This is a genomic window from Calidithermus chliarophilus DSM 9957 (assembly GCF_000430045.1).
In the GTDB taxonomy this organism is placed as follows: domain Bacteria; phylum Deinococcota; class Deinococci; order Deinococcales; family Thermaceae; genus Calidithermus; species Calidithermus chliarophilus.
Genome location: NZ_KE387023.1, coordinates 692,742 through 708,037, shown reverse-complemented (window position 1 = coordinate 708,037; position 15,296 = coordinate 692,742). Strand labels below are relative to the sequence as shown.

10 protein-coding genes are annotated in these 15,296 nt (G+C 71.3%); 4 read left to right on the top strand and 6 right to left on the bottom strand.

Going from position 1 to position 15,296, the window contains the following annotated elements; translation table 11 throughout:
* Positions 1-24: 24 nt before the first annotated feature.
* The 4 genes from asnB (at position 25) to MEICH_RS23435 (ending at position 8,349) form a co-directional block, all read left to right on the top strand.
* Complete coding sequence (asnB, locus tag MEICH_RS0103440) at positions 25-1,884, top strand: asparagine synthase (glutamine-hydrolyzing) (RefSeq protein ID WP_027891451.1); 1,860 nt, start codon at positions 25-27, stop codon at positions 1,882-1,884.
* A complete protein-coding gene (locus MEICH_RS0103435) occupies positions 1,881-4,232 on the top strand; it encodes a hypothetical protein (RefSeq protein WP_027891450.1) in 2,352 nt (783 codons plus the stop codon). Before asnB ends, MEICH_RS0103435 begins: the two co-directional genes overlap by 4 nt.
* On the top strand, positions 4,229-5,848 hold the full coding sequence (locus MEICH_RS0103430) for a hypothetical protein (RefSeq protein ID WP_027891449.1): 1,620 nt from the start codon (positions 4,229-4,231) through the stop codon (positions 5,846-5,848). The genes MEICH_RS0103435 and MEICH_RS0103430 overlap by 4 nt, the downstream gene beginning before the upstream one ends.
* A 383-nt stretch (positions 5,849-6,231) precedes the next feature.
* Positions 6,232-8,349, top strand: coding sequence for a penicillin acylase family protein (locus tag MEICH_RS23435; protein ID WP_051303880.1), 2,118 nt, complete (start codon positions 6,232-6,234; stop codon positions 8,347-8,349).
* A 424-nt stretch (positions 8,350-8,773) separates the two neighbouring features.
* On the opposite strand, the gene MEICH_RS0103420 is transcribed toward MEICH_RS23435, so the two are convergent.
* The 6 genes from MEICH_RS0103420 to MEICH_RS0103395 all read right to left on the bottom strand — a co-directional run.
* A complete protein-coding gene (locus tag MEICH_RS0103420) occupies positions 8,774-9,298 on the bottom strand; it encodes a class I SAM-dependent methyltransferase (RefSeq protein WP_027891448.1) in 525 nt (174 codons plus the stop codon).
* A 2-nt stretch (positions 9,299-9,300) separates the two neighbouring features.
* A complete protein-coding gene (locus MEICH_RS0103415; protein WP_027891447.1) occupies positions 9,301-10,269 on the bottom strand; it encodes an ABC transporter permease in 969 nt (322 codons plus the stop codon).
* A gap of 103 nt (positions 10,270-10,372) precedes the next feature.
* A complete protein-coding gene (locus MEICH_RS0103410) occupies positions 10,373-11,341 on the bottom strand; it encodes an ABC transporter permease (RefSeq protein ID WP_027891446.1) in 969 nt (322 codons plus the stop codon).
* A gap of 90 nt (positions 11,342-11,431) precedes the next feature.
* Entirely contained in the window at positions 11,432-12,970 is a 1,539-nt protein-coding gene (locus MEICH_RS0103405; RefSeq protein WP_027891445.1) for a sugar ABC transporter ATP-binding protein, read from the bottom strand.
* A gap of 145 nt (positions 12,971-13,115) precedes the next feature.
* Positions 13,116-14,183 carry a substrate-binding domain-containing protein gene (locus MEICH_RS0103400; RefSeq protein WP_084542158.1) on the bottom strand — a complete coding sequence of 356 codons (1,068 nt, stop codon included), beginning with the start codon at positions 14,181-14,183 and terminating at the stop codon, positions 13,116-13,118.
* A gap of 75 nt (positions 14,184-14,258) precedes the next feature.
* The coding region (locus MEICH_RS0103395; RefSeq protein WP_027891443.1) for a Gfo/Idh/MocA family protein at positions 14,259-15,296 on the bottom strand (1,038 nt) is incomplete at its 5' end.

The following is a 15,296-nucleotide window of genomic DNA, read 5'->3' as shown; positions in this document are numbered from 1 at the left end:
GCATTCCCGCCCGGAGGATCATTCATGTGCGGTTTCGTCGGATACCTCATTCCCCAAGGCAAACCCCGCCCCGACCTGGCGGTCTGGAGCCAGATCGTGCTGCACCGCGGCCCCGACTCCGGCGGGACCTACCACGACGGCCCCGTCGGCTTCGGCTTCCGCCGCCTGGCGATCCAGGACCTCTCCGAGGCGGGCAACCAGCCCATGCAGGGCGAGCGCTTCACCTTAATGCTCAACGGCGAGATCTACAACCAGGCCCGGCTCCGGCAGGAGCTCGCCACGCCCGCGGGTGGCTGGCGCGGGCACTCCGACACCGAGACCGTGCTGCAGGCCTTCGAGCAGTGGGGCCTCGAGCGCACCCTGGGCCGCCTCAACGGCATGTACGCCCTGGCCGTCTGGGACAAGCACAAGCAGGAGCTCACGCTGGTGCGCGACCCGCTGGGGGTCAAGCCGCTGCTCTACCTCGAGCACGGCGGCTCGGTCTACTTCGCCTCCGAGCTCAGGGCCCTGCGCCCCCACAGCCGCGGGCGGCTCTCGGCGCAGGGGGTGGCGCTCTACGCCGCGCTGGGCTTCGTGCCCGCGCCCTTCTCGCTGCTCGAGGACGTGAAGAAGCTCCGCCCCGGCGAGGTGCGGGTCTTCGGGCGCCAGCCGCGCAGCGGCTTCATCCAGTACGGCGCCTGGCAGGAAGCCCGCGACGTCGAGCCCGGCGACCTGCGCGCGGCGGTGGAGCGGGCGGTGGAGGGGCAACTGCTCTCCGACGTGCCGGTGGGCATCTTCCTCTCGGGCGGGGTGGACTCCTCGGCCATCGCGCACGTGGTCGCCCGCACCGGCCCCCTGGCCTCCTTCAGCCTGCGGCCGCTGCACGGCGGCAGCCCCGAGGCCGAGCTCGACGCCGACCTCGCCGCGGCGCAGGCCAAGAAGCTGGGCCTCGAGCACCACGAGATCCCCTTCGACCCCGCCGAGGTGGCCCAGGACCCCGCCGACCTGCTCGCCCGCATGGACGAGCCGGTGCTCGAGCCCTACTTCCGCGGCGAGGTGCTGCTCTCGCAGGCCGCGCGGGCCGCCGGGGTCATCGTGGTGCTCACCGGCCACGGCGGCGACGAGGTGTTCATGGGCTACCCCACCTACCAGGCGGTGGAGAAGGGCGAGCGCTACGACCGCATCCCCCTGCTGGGCCCGGCCCTACGGGCGGCCTCGAGCCTGCCCTTCCTCCCCGGCGACGCCCGCGACAACCTGCGCGGGGCGGCCAGCGTGTGGCGCCAGCCCTTCCTCGAGGGCTACGCCCGGCGCTCGGCCGTGCTCTTCGACGCGGCGACCGCGGCGCGGTTGGCCGGGCTGCCCGCTGCGGAGGTGGGCGAGACCCTGCGGGCGCTGCTCGAGGAGGCGCACGGGCGCGCCCAGCGCCTGCCCTCGCCGGCGGGCCGTCCCCTGCGCCCGGTGGAGCTCGCCGCCCGCATGGACCTGCTGTTCAACGTGCCCGAGCACTACAACCAGCGCCTCGACCGCGCCAGCATGAACGCGAGCGTGGAGGCGCGGGTGCCGCTGCAAGACCTCGACCTCCTCGACTGCGTGCTGCGGCTGGGCGCCGAGGCCCTGATGGACGGGGGGCTCAAGGGCCTGATGAAGCAGAGCTTCGCCGAGCTGCCCCGCGAGGTGCTGCACCGCCCCAAGCGCCACTTCCAGGCCCCCTTGCTGGGCTGGCTGCGCGAGGGCGGGGCGCTGGAGCCTTGGGCGCGTTCCCAGCTCAAGGCCCTGGGCCAGCGCCTGGGGCAGCGCCTGCCCGAGGCGCGCGTGGAGTCGACCCAGGCCGCCTACCAGACCTGGAGCCTGGCCCTGCTCGAGGGCTGGGCCCGGCAGATGCAGCTCGACACGGTGCCCGCATGAGGAGAGCCTCCCCGCCAAAGCCCAGGCCCCGGTGGGCTTTCCCCCTGGGCCTGCTGCTCCTGGCCTTCTGCCTCCCGCTGGCACGGGCCCAGGGCGACGTGGCCCGCTGGGAGGGGCAGTGGAACGGCCTCGCCCTGCACGTGGCGGTGGTGGCGCGCGGCCACACCATCTCCGCCGAGGACCGCCGGAACAAGCCCTGGTGGCAGTGGGGCCGCACCAACAGCGACGTCTTCCTCTTCGGCTTTTCCCCGGGCGGCTACGACCTGATCCTCGACTTCGGGCTGCGGGTGGACCGGCCGCGGGTGCGCATCTACGTCGTCGACCAGCGCGAGCGCGCCCAGGTGCGGGCCCTGGCCGGGCAGTACATCCTCCCCGGCACCCACAAGCAGGTCATCGAGCTGTGGCCGCGCGACGAGAACGAGGACTGGCTGCTGCGCGACGGGCGGCCCAACTTCGACCTCGAGGGCCTCGTGCCCAGCGACGAGCAGCAGGGCCTGATGTTCGGGCTCAGCGTGGCCGCCAACCCCAGCCGCCCCGGCGAGCCGCTGTGGCACACCACCCGCATCGTCAACGACGCCTCCGCCGACCGCGGCTACTCCCGCTTCGGCGCCGGGGTGCGCTCCGACCCCGCCGTGCCCTTCGTGCTGGCCGAGCCCCTGCTGCCCAGCTTCCCCTACCTCAGCGTGGTGCAGGGCTTCGACCCCTTCGGCGAGAACCGCCCCATGGTCTACGAGCTCAACACCCACGCCTTCCGCACCACCTGGTCGGGCTTCCAGAGCGCGGGGGTCTTCTCCTTCAACTCCAAGTCCTTCCCCCCCTACACCGACTTCGAGGCCCCCTTCGCCTGGTACCGCTTCAACCGCACCGCCCCCGACCCCAAGTACGCCGACCTGGTGGTGCGCGCCGACTACTGGCCCCAGAAGAGCCTCTTCGGCCCCGAGGTCTACCGCACGACCCGCTCGGCCTTCCGCATGAGCTGGAAGGCCGACGACCCCGTCCACTGGCGCTACTCGCTCACCGTCGCGGGCAACCACGAGATGCGCACGCGGGTGAAGGTGGGCGACCACGAGGTGCTGGCGGTGCCCTACTGGGACTACCCGGCCTGGGTGGCGACGAAGAGCTGGAAGGCGGTGACGCTGGTGGAGTCCACGCAGGGCGAGCCCGGCTCGGAGGGCATCTACGACTACTCGGTGGAGGACACGCCCGAGCTGGCCTACTGGGTCAACGGCCTGCGCGACGTGCCGCCCCCCGGCTACGACCAGCCCTACATCGAGTTCCCCCAGATCCACCCCCAGCGGCTGGCCGAGGGCTTCCGCGGCGAGTACAGCATGGCCTACAACCGCGTGCCCGAGATCTACTTTTCGCCCGTGGACCGGCGCGTGCACCTCAAGGGGGCCCAGGCCGGGGTCTGGAACCTGGGCCAGGGCCAGGTGCTGCGCAGCTACAACCTCGAGCCCGACGACTACATCGACAGTTGGGTGCGCGAGCGGGTGCCGCTGCAGAAGGGCCCGGTGGTCATCGCCAAGCCGGGCGAGCCCCTCGAGCGGCTGCACTACCTGTCCGGCTTCCTCATCTACTCCGGCCCCTCCGGGGTGGTGGTGCGCCGGGGCGCGGCCGAGCTGCACGGCCTCGAGCTGCCCGTCCCCACCAACCGCGAGACCTGGCAGCCCTGGGCCAGCCGCCTGCCGGGGCTCGAGGGCGGCCGCGACCCCCGCCGCCTGGACAGTTGGCTGGGCCCGCTGGGCGGCGCCACCCTGCTGCAAGACCCCGGCGCCCGGCTGAGCGAGGTGCAGCGCACCCCCGAGGGCCTGCGCCTGGTGCTGTGGAGCGAGGGGAGGGGCCGCGGGAGCCTGGCGCCCGGGCGGGCGGGCACCTACGTGCTGCGCTACGCCGCGGCCACGGGCCGCTGGAGCCTGGAGGAGAGCCCCCCGCCCCGCCTGGTGGCCCGCCTGAAGAGCCGCACGCTGCGCGAGCTCTACCCCACGGTGCTCGAGCTCGAGGTGCACAACCAGGGCGGCGTCACCTGGGCCGGCCCCGCCGAGCTCGTGGCGCTGCGCACCAACCCGTGGGGCAAGGTCGAGCCGGAGGTGCTCAAGCGCTGGGAGCGGCTGGAACTGCCCGGCCAGCGCACCTTCCGCGAGGCCATCCCCTGGGCCCCCCGCGCGGCCGGCCCTGAAGAGGTGGTGCTGACGCTGGGCGAGCGCCGGCTCGAGGTGGGGCGGCTCGAGGTGGCCCCCACCCCCCGCGTCACCGCCCAGCCGCCCAACCCCCTGGCCGCGCCCTTCGCGCTGTTGGTGCTGATGCTGGGCCTGCTGGGCATCTGGCGGGTCTGGAGGGAGGCCGCGTGAACCTGCCCCGCCTCCCCCAACGCGTGCAGGACCTGCTGTGGGCCCCGCGGGCCATCGCCCGCCAGCCCCTGCGGGTCTCGTCCTTCACCTACGCCTTCTGGATCGGGCTGGCCTTCGGCGGCTACTTCATCCTGCGCTACAGCGGGCAGTGGGCCGAGATCGACTCGGTGGCCTTCAGCGGCATCATCTCCAACCTGCAGCACTACGGCAGCTTCAGCCAGGACGTCAACCCCAAGAACTACCCTCACGGCTACGCCTACCCGGTGTGGATGGCCTCGCTCTCCTACCTCACCGGGCTGCCGGTGGGCGAGCTGATGCGCTGGTACACGCCCATGGTGGGCAACCTCTTCCTGGCGCTGTTCGGCTTCTGCGCCTACCGGCGCTGGCTGGGCAGCGACCGGCTGGGCCTGCTGGCGGCGTCGGTGCTGTTTCTGGTGCCCGAGCTCGTCTTCACGGTCTCGCGCGGCAACCACGAGAAGATCACGGTCTCGCTCACGCTGCTGGCCTCGCTGGCGCTGTTGAAGAGCTTCCTCGAGATCCAAGCGCGCAACTGGAAGCTCTTCGCCTCCTGGCTGACGGTCTACTACTTCATCTCCTTCACCCTCTCCTCGCTCAACGTCCTCTTCGGCTCCTCCTTCATCGTGGCCTCCACGCTCACGGTGGTGGTGGCCTGGGTCTTCCTGCGCTTCCGCCCCTCGCAGTGGGGCATCATCCGCAAGCCGCTCGAGCGCCTGACGCTGCGCATCGCGACCTCCTGGCTGCTGGTGCTGATCGTGATGTGGTACATCTACCCCTCGGCCGGGGACAACTTCAACCTGCTCAAGACGGCGGTGGAGAAGCTGGGCAGCCTCTTCCTGAGCTTCACGCCCGAGTCCAACCCCTACGTGCAGGACGTGGACCCCTGGGCCAGCGTGCTGGGCTACCGCCTGATCTCCTCCTTCCGCTGGATCCTCTTCGGCGTCTCCTTCCTCACCTGGATGTTGCTGCTGGCCCCCACGGTCTTCCGCAACTCCAAGGCCCCGCTCACCCGCGTGTTCCTGCTGGCGCTCTACGGCGCCTTCGGCTTCCAGATGGCGGTGGCGATCCCCGTGGACCTGCTGGGCCTCGAGGCCGGCAGCAACCTGCAGGTGCGCATGTACACCTACTTCGTGCTCTTCGCCGCCCCCGTCTTCGTGCTGGGCCTGACCCGGCTGGTGGGGCCGCGCACCCGGGTGCTGGTGGCGCTGGTGATGACGACCTTCGGCTTCCTCAGCGTGGTCAAGGCCACCCTCGACCCCCACATCTCCAACCTCTGGCTCCAGTACACCCGCACCGAGCTCCAGGCCATCCGCACCTGGGCGCGCTACGAGGAGAGCAGCCTGCTCTACGCCGGGCGCACCACCCGCCTCAACGACGCGTGGTACATGAACCACGGCCTGGGCCTGCCCAACGACAACAACCTCGTCACCGGCGACTACAACCCCCGCGCCTACCACGCCCTGTACTCGAGCACCCAGGAGGCCAACAACACCGCCTGGCGCTTCCGCCAGCCGCTGCTGCTGCTGGACAACCGGGTCTACGACAACGGGGACGCGCAGATTTATCACCGGTTGCCTAGGACGCCGTTTCAGAAGTGAGCGGATGGCTGATAGCCGGGCGCCGGGGGCGGGTCGTACGTCGTACGTCGTACGCAAAACGCAAGACGCAAGACGCCTTGTTCCCCCCTTAGCAAGGGGGGCTGGGGGGAATTTCGCTGACGGCTGAGAGCTGACCGCTGACGGCTTATACCAGATTCGGTTGGTTCGTCACCGTTCGGTGACGCCGCCCCGCCAAGGCGGGGCGGCCGGCCGAAGTTATCCGCGTGGCGGAGGGCGGTACCGCCCCTTGGAAGGGATACGCTTTCTTCGCCGGCCGTCAGGGAGGGGTGTGCTCTAGGATCCGAAAAGATAGCCTCCGGGCTCTTCGGATCGGATGATTATCTTTTTGAATCCGGTATTACTGTTCCCCGCTAAACTGAGTCGTGCCCACGCCATCTTCCGATACCGAGATCCTCTGGGACACCTGGGGAGTCCCGCACGTCTATGCCCCCGACGACGCGGGGGTTTTCTATGCCTTCGGCTGGGCGCAGGCCCAGGCGCACGGGGACCTCTTGCTCAGGCTGTACGGGGTTGCGCGGGGGAGGGGGGCGGAGTACTTCGGGCCGAAGTACCTGCCGAGCGACCGGCTGTTGCGGCGGATGGGCATCCCGGAGCGGGCGCCGCGGTGGGCGGAGGCCCAGTCGCCGGCGATGCGGGCGAACCTCGAGGCCTTCGTGCGGGGCGTCAACGCCTTCGCCCGGGCGCACCCCGAGCACTTCGCCCCCGAGGTGCGGCCGGTGCTGCCCGTGACGGTGGAGGACCTCTTCGCCCACATCCAGCGGGTCTACTTCGTCTACCTCACGCTGGGCGGGCAGCGGCCGGCGGGGGAGCCCTTCAACGACGTGATCCCCATCCCCGACCTGCTGCCCGACGCCCCGGCGATGGGCACGGGGGTCGCGGGCTCGAACGCCTGGGCGGTGGCGGCGAGCCGCACCGAGCGCGGGCACAGCCTGCTGCTGGCCAACCCCCACCTCTACTGGGGCGACTACCACACCTTCTTCGAGGCCCACCTCAACGCGCCGGGCCTCGAGCTCTACGGCGTGGCGCAGGTGGGATGGCCGGTGCTGCGCTACGGCTTCAACCCGCGCCTGGGCTGGGCCCACACCGTCAACACCCTCAAGGGCTGGGACGCCTACGCCCTGCGGGCGGAGGGGGAGGGCTACTGGCTGGACGGGCGGTGGCGGCCTTTCGAGGTGGGGCACCAGACCCTCCGCGTGCGCCAGCCCGACGGGGGCTTGCGCGAGGAGCGGCTCGAGGTGCGCCGCTCGGTCCACGGGCCGGTGGTGGGCGAGCAGAACGGCCGCCCGGTGGCGGTGCGCTGCGTGGGGCTCGAGGTGGCCCCCATCCCCGGCGTCTTCGAGCAGTACTGGGCGATGGGCAAGGCCCACGACCTCGCCGGGTTCGAGGCCGCGCTGCGGAAGCAGCAGAACGCGATGTTCAGCGTGCTCTACGCCGACGGCGAGGGCCACGTGCTGCACCTGTTCGGCGGGCTGGTGCCCCGGCGGCCCGGGGGCGACTGGAGCGCGTGGGCAAGCACGCTGCCGGGGGACGACTCGAGCCTGATCTGGCACGAGGTGCACGGCTACGACGAGCTGCCCCGCGTGCTCGACCCCGAGACGGGCTGGCTGCAGAACGCCAACAACCCGCCCTGGTTCACCACCCTCCCGCCCGCGCTGCGGGCCGAGGACTACCCACCTTACGTGGCCCCGCAACTGATGATCTTCCGTGAGCAGCGCTCGATCCGGCTGCTCGCCGCCCTCGCGCAGGGAGGGGCGACGCTGGAGAAGATGGTCGAGGCCGCCGGTTCTACCCGCTCGGAGCTGGCCGACCGGCTCGTGCCGCCGCTGCTGGAGGCCGCCCGGAACGCCCCCGACCCCCTGGTGCGCCGGGCCGCGGGGGTGCTCGAGCGCTGGGACCGGGCCTTCGACCCCCAGAGCGTGGGGGCCGACCTCTTCTCGCGCTGGCTGTTGGCGATGCAGCCCGCCGACCGGCTGGCCTCCAACCTCGTCGCCGAGCCCTGGGACCCCGCCCGGCCGCTGGACACCCCGCGGGGGCTGGCCGACCCGGCCCGGGCGCTCTTCGCGCTGCGGGTGGCCGCCCTGGGCCTGCTGGGCGAGGCGGGCACCCTCGAGCGTCCCTGGGGCGAGGTGGTGCGGGCGCGGCGGGGGGCTTACGACGTGCCGGGCCACGGGCACCTGGACCCGTTCGGGGTGTTCCGCGTCAGTGGCTTCGCTCCCGCCCCGGACGGGCGTTGGGACACGGCTTTCGGCACGACCTACGTGGCGGCGGTGGAGTTCGGCGAGGTGGTGCGGGCGAAGGTGCTGCTGAGCTACGGCAACAGCTCGCAGCCGGGCTCGCCCCACAACGGCGACCAGCTCGAGCTCTTCGCCCGCAAGGCCATGCGCGAGGCCTTGCTGAGCCGGGAGGCGGTGGAGGGGAGCCTCGAGCGCCACGAACGGCTGGACCCTTCTGCGAGCGATGCCGTTTGGCGAACCGCGTAGGGGCGTGTGCGCCTTTTTTCTCTGTTTGCTGGCGGGGAAGGGCGGTTTGCGGTGCTTTGGTTTGGCGACCGCGGTTCCGCCGTCGGGGGAGCGAGGGGGAGGCCATTCCACGTGGCGAGGGCATCGCGGTACGCGATCCGGCATGCGCCGGAAACCTGCTCCCCCTGGGCTCCCCCGAGGGACTCGCGGACGTGCCGCCGGGCCTCAGTGCCCGCGTACGCGGGGGTGCGGACCGCACCTTGACCCGGCGGCATGCTCGTCTGCGCCACCTCCCTCACCCCCTCCCCCGTGAGCCGCACACCCCGGCCGGGGCGGGGCAGCGACCACCGAGCGGATGTCCCCTGGGGCGTGGGGCTGTAGTTGGCCTGCAGGCCGGGCACAACCCCAGTGGATGACTGATCTCAACAGGGCGTTCGGCTATCGACTATCGACCATCGACCATCGACAACAAAGCCGAATACACGCTCCCCCCAAAGCTCGAGCCCACCCGCCCCAGTTCTCGCATTCCCTCGAAACCTGCCTCCTGCGCTAGCTCGCCCAGCCGGGCAGGTGGTACCGGGTAGGGCACCCAGGGGCTGGGGCGGCGGTCGGCGTATTCCACCACCAGCACCACGCCCTCCGGCTTCAACAGCCCCCGCAAATGCCGCAACAAGACGGCTGCGTCGCGCACGTAGTGCAGGCTGTTGGCCAGCAGGATGCCGCCCAAGGGGGGTAGCTCGAGCGGGCCCGTGAAATCGGCGGCCAGCGTGACGACGTGGGCGCCGTGGGGCGGGCGGGGGATGTGTTCCAGCGCCCGGCGGTCGCGGTCCACGGCGTAGACAGTGCCCTCGGGGCCCAGCAGCTCGGCCAGGACCTCGGTGAAGGCCCCGGAGCCTGCGCCCAGGTCGGCCCAGGTGCCGGGCCCCTGGACGGCGGGCTCGAGCAGGCGTCGCCGTTCGGCGCGGGTCATGGTTAGCCCCGCAGGCGGCGCTCGCGCCCGTACACCGCCAGCAGCACCAGCAGGATCAGGCCGTAGGTGATCTGGCGCCCGAACTCGGGCAGGCCCAGGGTGATGAGGAGGCTCGAGACCAGCGTCAGCACCAGCGCCCCCGCCATGGTGCCCGCGTAGCCCCCCATCCCCCCGGCCAGCGCGGTGCCGCCCACCACCACCGCCGCGATGGTGGGCAGGGTGTACGGGTCGCCCAAGTTGATGAAGACGTTCTGCAGGTAGCCCAGCAGCACGAAGCCGCCCAGCGCCGAGAACATCCCGGAGAGGGCGTAGGTCAGGATCAGCATGCGCTCGACCCGCACCCCCGAGAGCCGGGCGGTGGTGCGGTTGGACCCGATGGCGTAGAGCGCCTTGCCGTAGGCGGTGCGCTGGAGCAAGAGCGTCACCCCCACGCCCAGGATCACCCAGATGAACACGTCGCCGGGGATGCCCAGGACCCAGGGGTCGGAGATGATGCTCTTCATCACGGGCGGGGTGGCCCCCTGGGGGCGGCCGCCGGTGTAGACCAGGATCAGGCCCTTGACCACCCCCATCATGCCCAAGGTCATCACCAGCGGCGGGATCTTGACCCAGGCGATGCCGACGCCGTTGACCAGCCCGATCAGGAAGCCCACCCCCAGCGCGATCAGCAGCGCGGGCAGCAGCAGGGCGTCGGAGCCGCCGGTGAAGCGGTAGATGATGATGGCCCCCAGCGTCACCACCGCGCCTACCGAGAGGTCGATGCCCTCCCCGCCCGACAGGATCACCAGCGTTTGCCCGATGGCCACGATGCCTAAGAAAGCCGCGATGCGCAGGATGTTGGTGACCTGGCCGTAGTCGGCGAAACCGGGGCGCACGAGTTCGCCCAGCAGCAGCAGCAGGACGGCCAGCCCCACCGCGATCATCGGGGGGGTGCGGAGCAGGGTCGGGAGGGGGTTGGGAGGACGGGTCATAGGCATGGGTCAGAGGTCAAAGAAGGCTCGTGGCGGGTGGCTCGAGGCCCGTGGGAAAAGCCTTTAACCTCGAGCCACACCCCACAGGCCTGACAGCTCCCCCTCACGGCTGCCTCCGCACCAGGCGCAAGAGCCCCGGAGCCGCCAGGGCCAGCACGATCACCGTGCCGTCGATGAGGGTCTGCCACTGCGGGGAGAGGTTGAAGTTGAACACCGACAGCGCCACCACGTTCTTGAGCAGGTAGTAGGCCACCGCGCCCAGGATGCTGCCCACGATGCCGCCCGCCCCGCCGGAGAGGCGGGTGCCGCCGATCACCACCGCCACCACGCTGGCGAGGGTGAGCGGGCCGCCGATGAGGGGGTCGCCGGTGGCGATGTCGGCGGTGAGGAAGAAGGCCCCCAGGCCGGTGAGGAGCCCCGCCGCGGCGTAGGCGCCCAGCCGGGTGCGCTCCACGCTCAGCCCCGAGGTGAAGGCCGCCTGGGGGTTGCCGCCCACCGCGTAGAGCGCGCGGGCCCAGCGCGTCCCCAAAAACCAGGCCCACGCCAGCAGGATCGCCAGCACCGCCCACAGCGAGAAGGGCATCAGGAAATAGGCCCGCACGAAGTCCTGCAGCACGGTCGGCACGTTGCCCCCCGGCTGGGGCAGCACCCACAGCGCCAGCCCGCCCCAGATGAAGGAGGTGGCGAAGGTGGCGATGATGGGCTGCAACCGCAGGTAGGCCACGCAAAAGCCGTTGACCGCCCCCGCCAGCGTGCCCACCAGCAGGCCCAGCGCCACCCCGCCGAAGGTGCGCAGGGGGCCGGGGTCGGCCTCCATGCCGAAAGCCTGCACCATGACCACGCTCGAGAGCGTCAGGATGGCCCCCAGGCTGAGGTCGATGCCCCCGCCCAGCACCACGACGGTCTGGCCCACCGCCAGCAGGATCAGGGGCAGGTAGGTGCGGAGGTTGTTGGCGAAGGTGCGGGGGGTGAAGAAGGCCGGCTGGAAGAGGGCGGTGACGACGAGCCCCAGGATCAGCAGGATCAGGGCCAGGGCGTAGGGTTGGGCGAGGAGGCGGCGGAGGAGGGTCATAGGGCGGGATCAGGTTCCGGGCAGGGGTGACGCGGACGAAGGGGGCGTGTGGCTCGAGGCCGGTGGCAGGTGGGCGGGCCCTTCCCCGCGTCAGGGCTCACCGCTGACGACCTCCTTCACGCCCAGGCTGGCGCGGATCAGGCGGTCGCGGGTGAGCTCCGCGTGGCTCAGCTCGGCGGTGATGCGGCCCTCGAGCAGCACCAGCACACGGTCGCACAGGCTCAGCAGCTCGTCGTCGTCGGAGGAGTAGAAGACCACGCCCAGGCCCTGCGCGCGCAGCTCGGCCAGCAGTTGGTAGAACTCGGCCTTCGCGCCCACGTCGATGCCCTTGGTGGGGTCGTCGAGCAGCAGCACCCGGGGCGAGCGCAGCAGCCACTTGCCCAGCACCACCTTCTGCGCGTTGCCGCCGGAGAGCGAGGTCACGCGGTCGTCGAGCGCCCCGAACTTGAGCTTGAGCTTTTCGCCCACCTCGAGCGCGGCCCGCCGGGCTTGGCCTAAGTCGAGCAGGGGGCCGCGGTGGTAGCTCTTCCAGCTCGGCAGCAGGAAGTTCTCGAGGATCGAGCGCGCCGCGAGCAGCCCCTCGCGGTTGCGGTCGCCGGGGACGTAGGCCAGGCCGGCCCGCATGGCCTCGCTGGGGTGGCGGAAGGCGCGGGGCTGGCCCTCCAGCCGCAGGCTCAGGTCCTGGCCCGGCAGCGCCCCGAAGAGGCTGAGCAGCAGCTCGCTCTGGCCCTGCCCGTGCAGCCCGCCCAGGCCCAGGATCTCGCCGGGGTAGACCTCGAGCTCGAGCCCGCGCAGCTTGCGGCCCCGCCGCACCCGCAGGCTCAGCAGCGGCGACGTGCGCCGGGCCGGGGCGCTCGCCCTGGCCTCGGCGCTGTGCAGCGCCCGGCTGGCCTCCCCCGAGATCAGCCCGATGAGCTCCTCGCGGCTGGTCTCCCCGATGCGCACCTCGCCCACGACCTGCCCGTTCCTGAGCACCGTGGCCCGGTCGGCCACCCGGAAGATCTCCTCCATGCGGTGGGTCACGATCACGATGCCCCAGCCCCTGGCCTTCCACTCCCCGACCAGGCCGAACAGCCGCTCCACCTGCCGCCCGTCCAGGCTGGCGGTGGCCTCGTCGAGCACCAGCACCCGCGGCTCCAGGCTCACGGCCTTGAGGATCTCCACCAACTGCCGCTCGTCGGGGGGCAGTTCCCCGGCCAGGGTCTCGGGGGCGAAGCGCGGCCCGGCGACGTCCTCGAACAGCCCCAGCAGGGCCTCGGTGCGCGCGCGGGCGGCCCTGGCGTCCACCCGCCCGAAACGGGCCGGGGGCTCGTGCCCCAGCCAGAGGTTGTCCTGCACGCTGAGGTCCTCGACCAGCGAGAGCTCCTGGTAGACCACCGCGATCCCCGCGGCGCGGGCCTCGAGCGGGTTGCGGAAGCGCACCGCCTGGCCCCCCAGCCAAATCTCCCCGCCGTCGGGCGCCACCACCCCGGCCACCACCTTCGCCAGCGTGGACTTGCCGCTGCCGTTGGCGCCCAGCAGGGCGTGCACCTCCCCCTTTCGCAGGCCAAAGCTGGCCTCCTGCAGGGCGATGGTGGCCCCGTAGCGCTTGCTCACGCGCTGGGCCTGGAGCAAAAGGGTCTCACTCATAGCGCGGTTGTGCCGTTGTCGCTCTCAAAGGGGTCGGGGGTGGGGCGGGCCCCAAAGTCCCGCCCCGGCGGTTGGCGGAAGGTCGAGGGCCGGGGGCTCGAGGCCGTGAGCCAAAAACCGCGAGCCACCCGCCCTCGTCCCCCGGCTACTTGAAGTACGCGTTGGCCTGGGCCTGGGTCAGGTAGCCGTCCATGGTGTAGGTGTCGGCCTTCTTCTTCGCCAGCAGGTCGGCGAGGGTCTTGGCGAGGGTGCTGTCGTCGACGCGGGCGGGGATGGGCACGTAGATGGTGTTCTTGTAGGGGCCCTTCAGCACGCCGTCTTTAAGCTGCTTGCCCTGGATGAGGCTCATCACCACGCGCAGCCCCGAGGCGCCCACGCCGGGCGGGTTGGCCAGGCCGTAGGAGCGGAAGTCGGGGTAGCTCTTCTTGATCTCGGTCCACAGCTTCATGTAGCCCACGTAGGCCTCGCCCGAGACGATGGGCATCTTGCGGGGCTTGGCCGCGATGAGCGCGCGCAGCACGCCCTGGCCCATGCCGTCTTGGGTGAAGATGCCGTCGATGTTGGGCTGGGAGGCCAGGATGGAGGAGAGCACCTGCTGGGCCTTGGCGTGGTCCCAGTCGCCGTTGGCGGTGTTGAGCACCTTGATGTTGGGGTAATTCTTCAGCGAGTCGGCGATGCCGGCCTCGCGGGCCTCGTTGGCGGGGTGGCCGTCGATGCCGTTGATCACGACGATGTTGCCCTTGCCGCCCAGGGCCTTAGCCAGCCAGTCCATCTTGTCCTTGGCCCAGGCCCGCTGGTCGATGGCGACGTTGACGGCGGTGGGGGCCGAGACCTCCTGGTCCACGACCACCACCTTGATGCCCGCGTCGGTGGCCTCGCGGATCACCTGGTTGAGGCCGGTCTGCGAGTTGGGGTTGATGATGATGCCGTCGACCTTGGCGTTGATGAGGTTGCGGATCTGCTGGATCTGGCCCTGCACGTCCACGTCGGCGCTCTGGATCACCAGCTCGACGTTGGTGCCGGCCTTCTTGTACTCCTCGACCACCTCGCGGATGCCGTCGAGCATCTGGGTGCGCCACTCCGAACCTACGAAGCCGTTGGAAATGCCGATGCGGTAGGTCTTGGCCTGGGCCTGGGCCGGGGTGAGGGCCAGCAGGGCCGCGCTCGTGAGGGCCAATGCCGACAGACCGAATGCCAATTGCTTGAGCTTCATCTTTTCCTCCTGGGTATGGATTGCCTCGAGGCCGACGGGAGCGCTAAAACCTGAACTCGATTCTCGAATCACCTCCTACGTCCAATGCACGGAAGGCAGCTTCCGGACCTGACCGGGGACCTTGGCGACGCCCTCCCGGGCCGCGGCGACGGCGGCGAAGCAGAGCGCGAGGCTGGATAAGTTGGCCCTGCCCCCGTTGGAGGGCTCACGGCCTTCTTCGATAGCGCACAGAAGCTCGCCCATCGTACCCTGGAAACCTTGCTGGAACCAGTGGCCCTCGAGCGCGGGAACCGCCCGGCCCTGCGCGGTGTGGAGCTCGAGGGCCTGCCGGCCCAGGTCGGGCCCCGTGCTCAGCAGCGAGCCCCGGCTCCCGCCGACGTAGGTGCGGTCCAGCGGGCCGTGCTTGAGGTGGGCGTCGAAGACCAGCGAGGCCTGGCCGCCCTCGAGCTCGACGATCACCTGCGCGAGCATGGGCGGCTTCATGGCCTGCCCCGCCGCGAAGCCGCGCGAGGCCTGCACCCGCCGGGCTCGAGCGCCCGCCAGGCTGGCGAGGAAGTCGAACCAGTGGATGCCGAAGTCGAAGAGTACGAGGTCCTCGACCTCCTCGAAGCGGGTCCCGGCGGTCCAGGTGTGGTCCCAGTGCACCCCGCAGTGCACGCTGAGCACCTCGCCGACGAGCCCGGCCCCCACCGCCTCGCGGATGTAGGCGAGGTGCGGGGCCCAGCGCCCGTTCTGGTTGACCGCCAGCTTCACGCCGCGGGAGTCGGCCAGGTCGCACAGGCGCTCGCCGAGGTCGAGGTCGAGCACGAAGGGCTTCTGCGAGAGCACGTGCTTGCCGGCCTCGAGCGCGGCCTCCGTCAGCGGGGCGCGGCCTTCGGGGTGGAGGGTGAGGTCGAGGACCTCGAGGTCCTCGCGCCCGAGGAGCTCGTAGGGGTCGGTGCAGACGGCGGCCTCGGGGAAGAACTCGTCGCGGCGGGCTCGGGCGCGCTCGAGGTGGCGGTCGCACAGCACGGCCACCTCCAGGCCCATCGCCCGGTAGGCCGCCAGGTGGTAGCCGCTGATCCCCCCGCAGCCGACGAGGCCGACGCGGGGCCGGTAGCGCCGCGGCCGGGG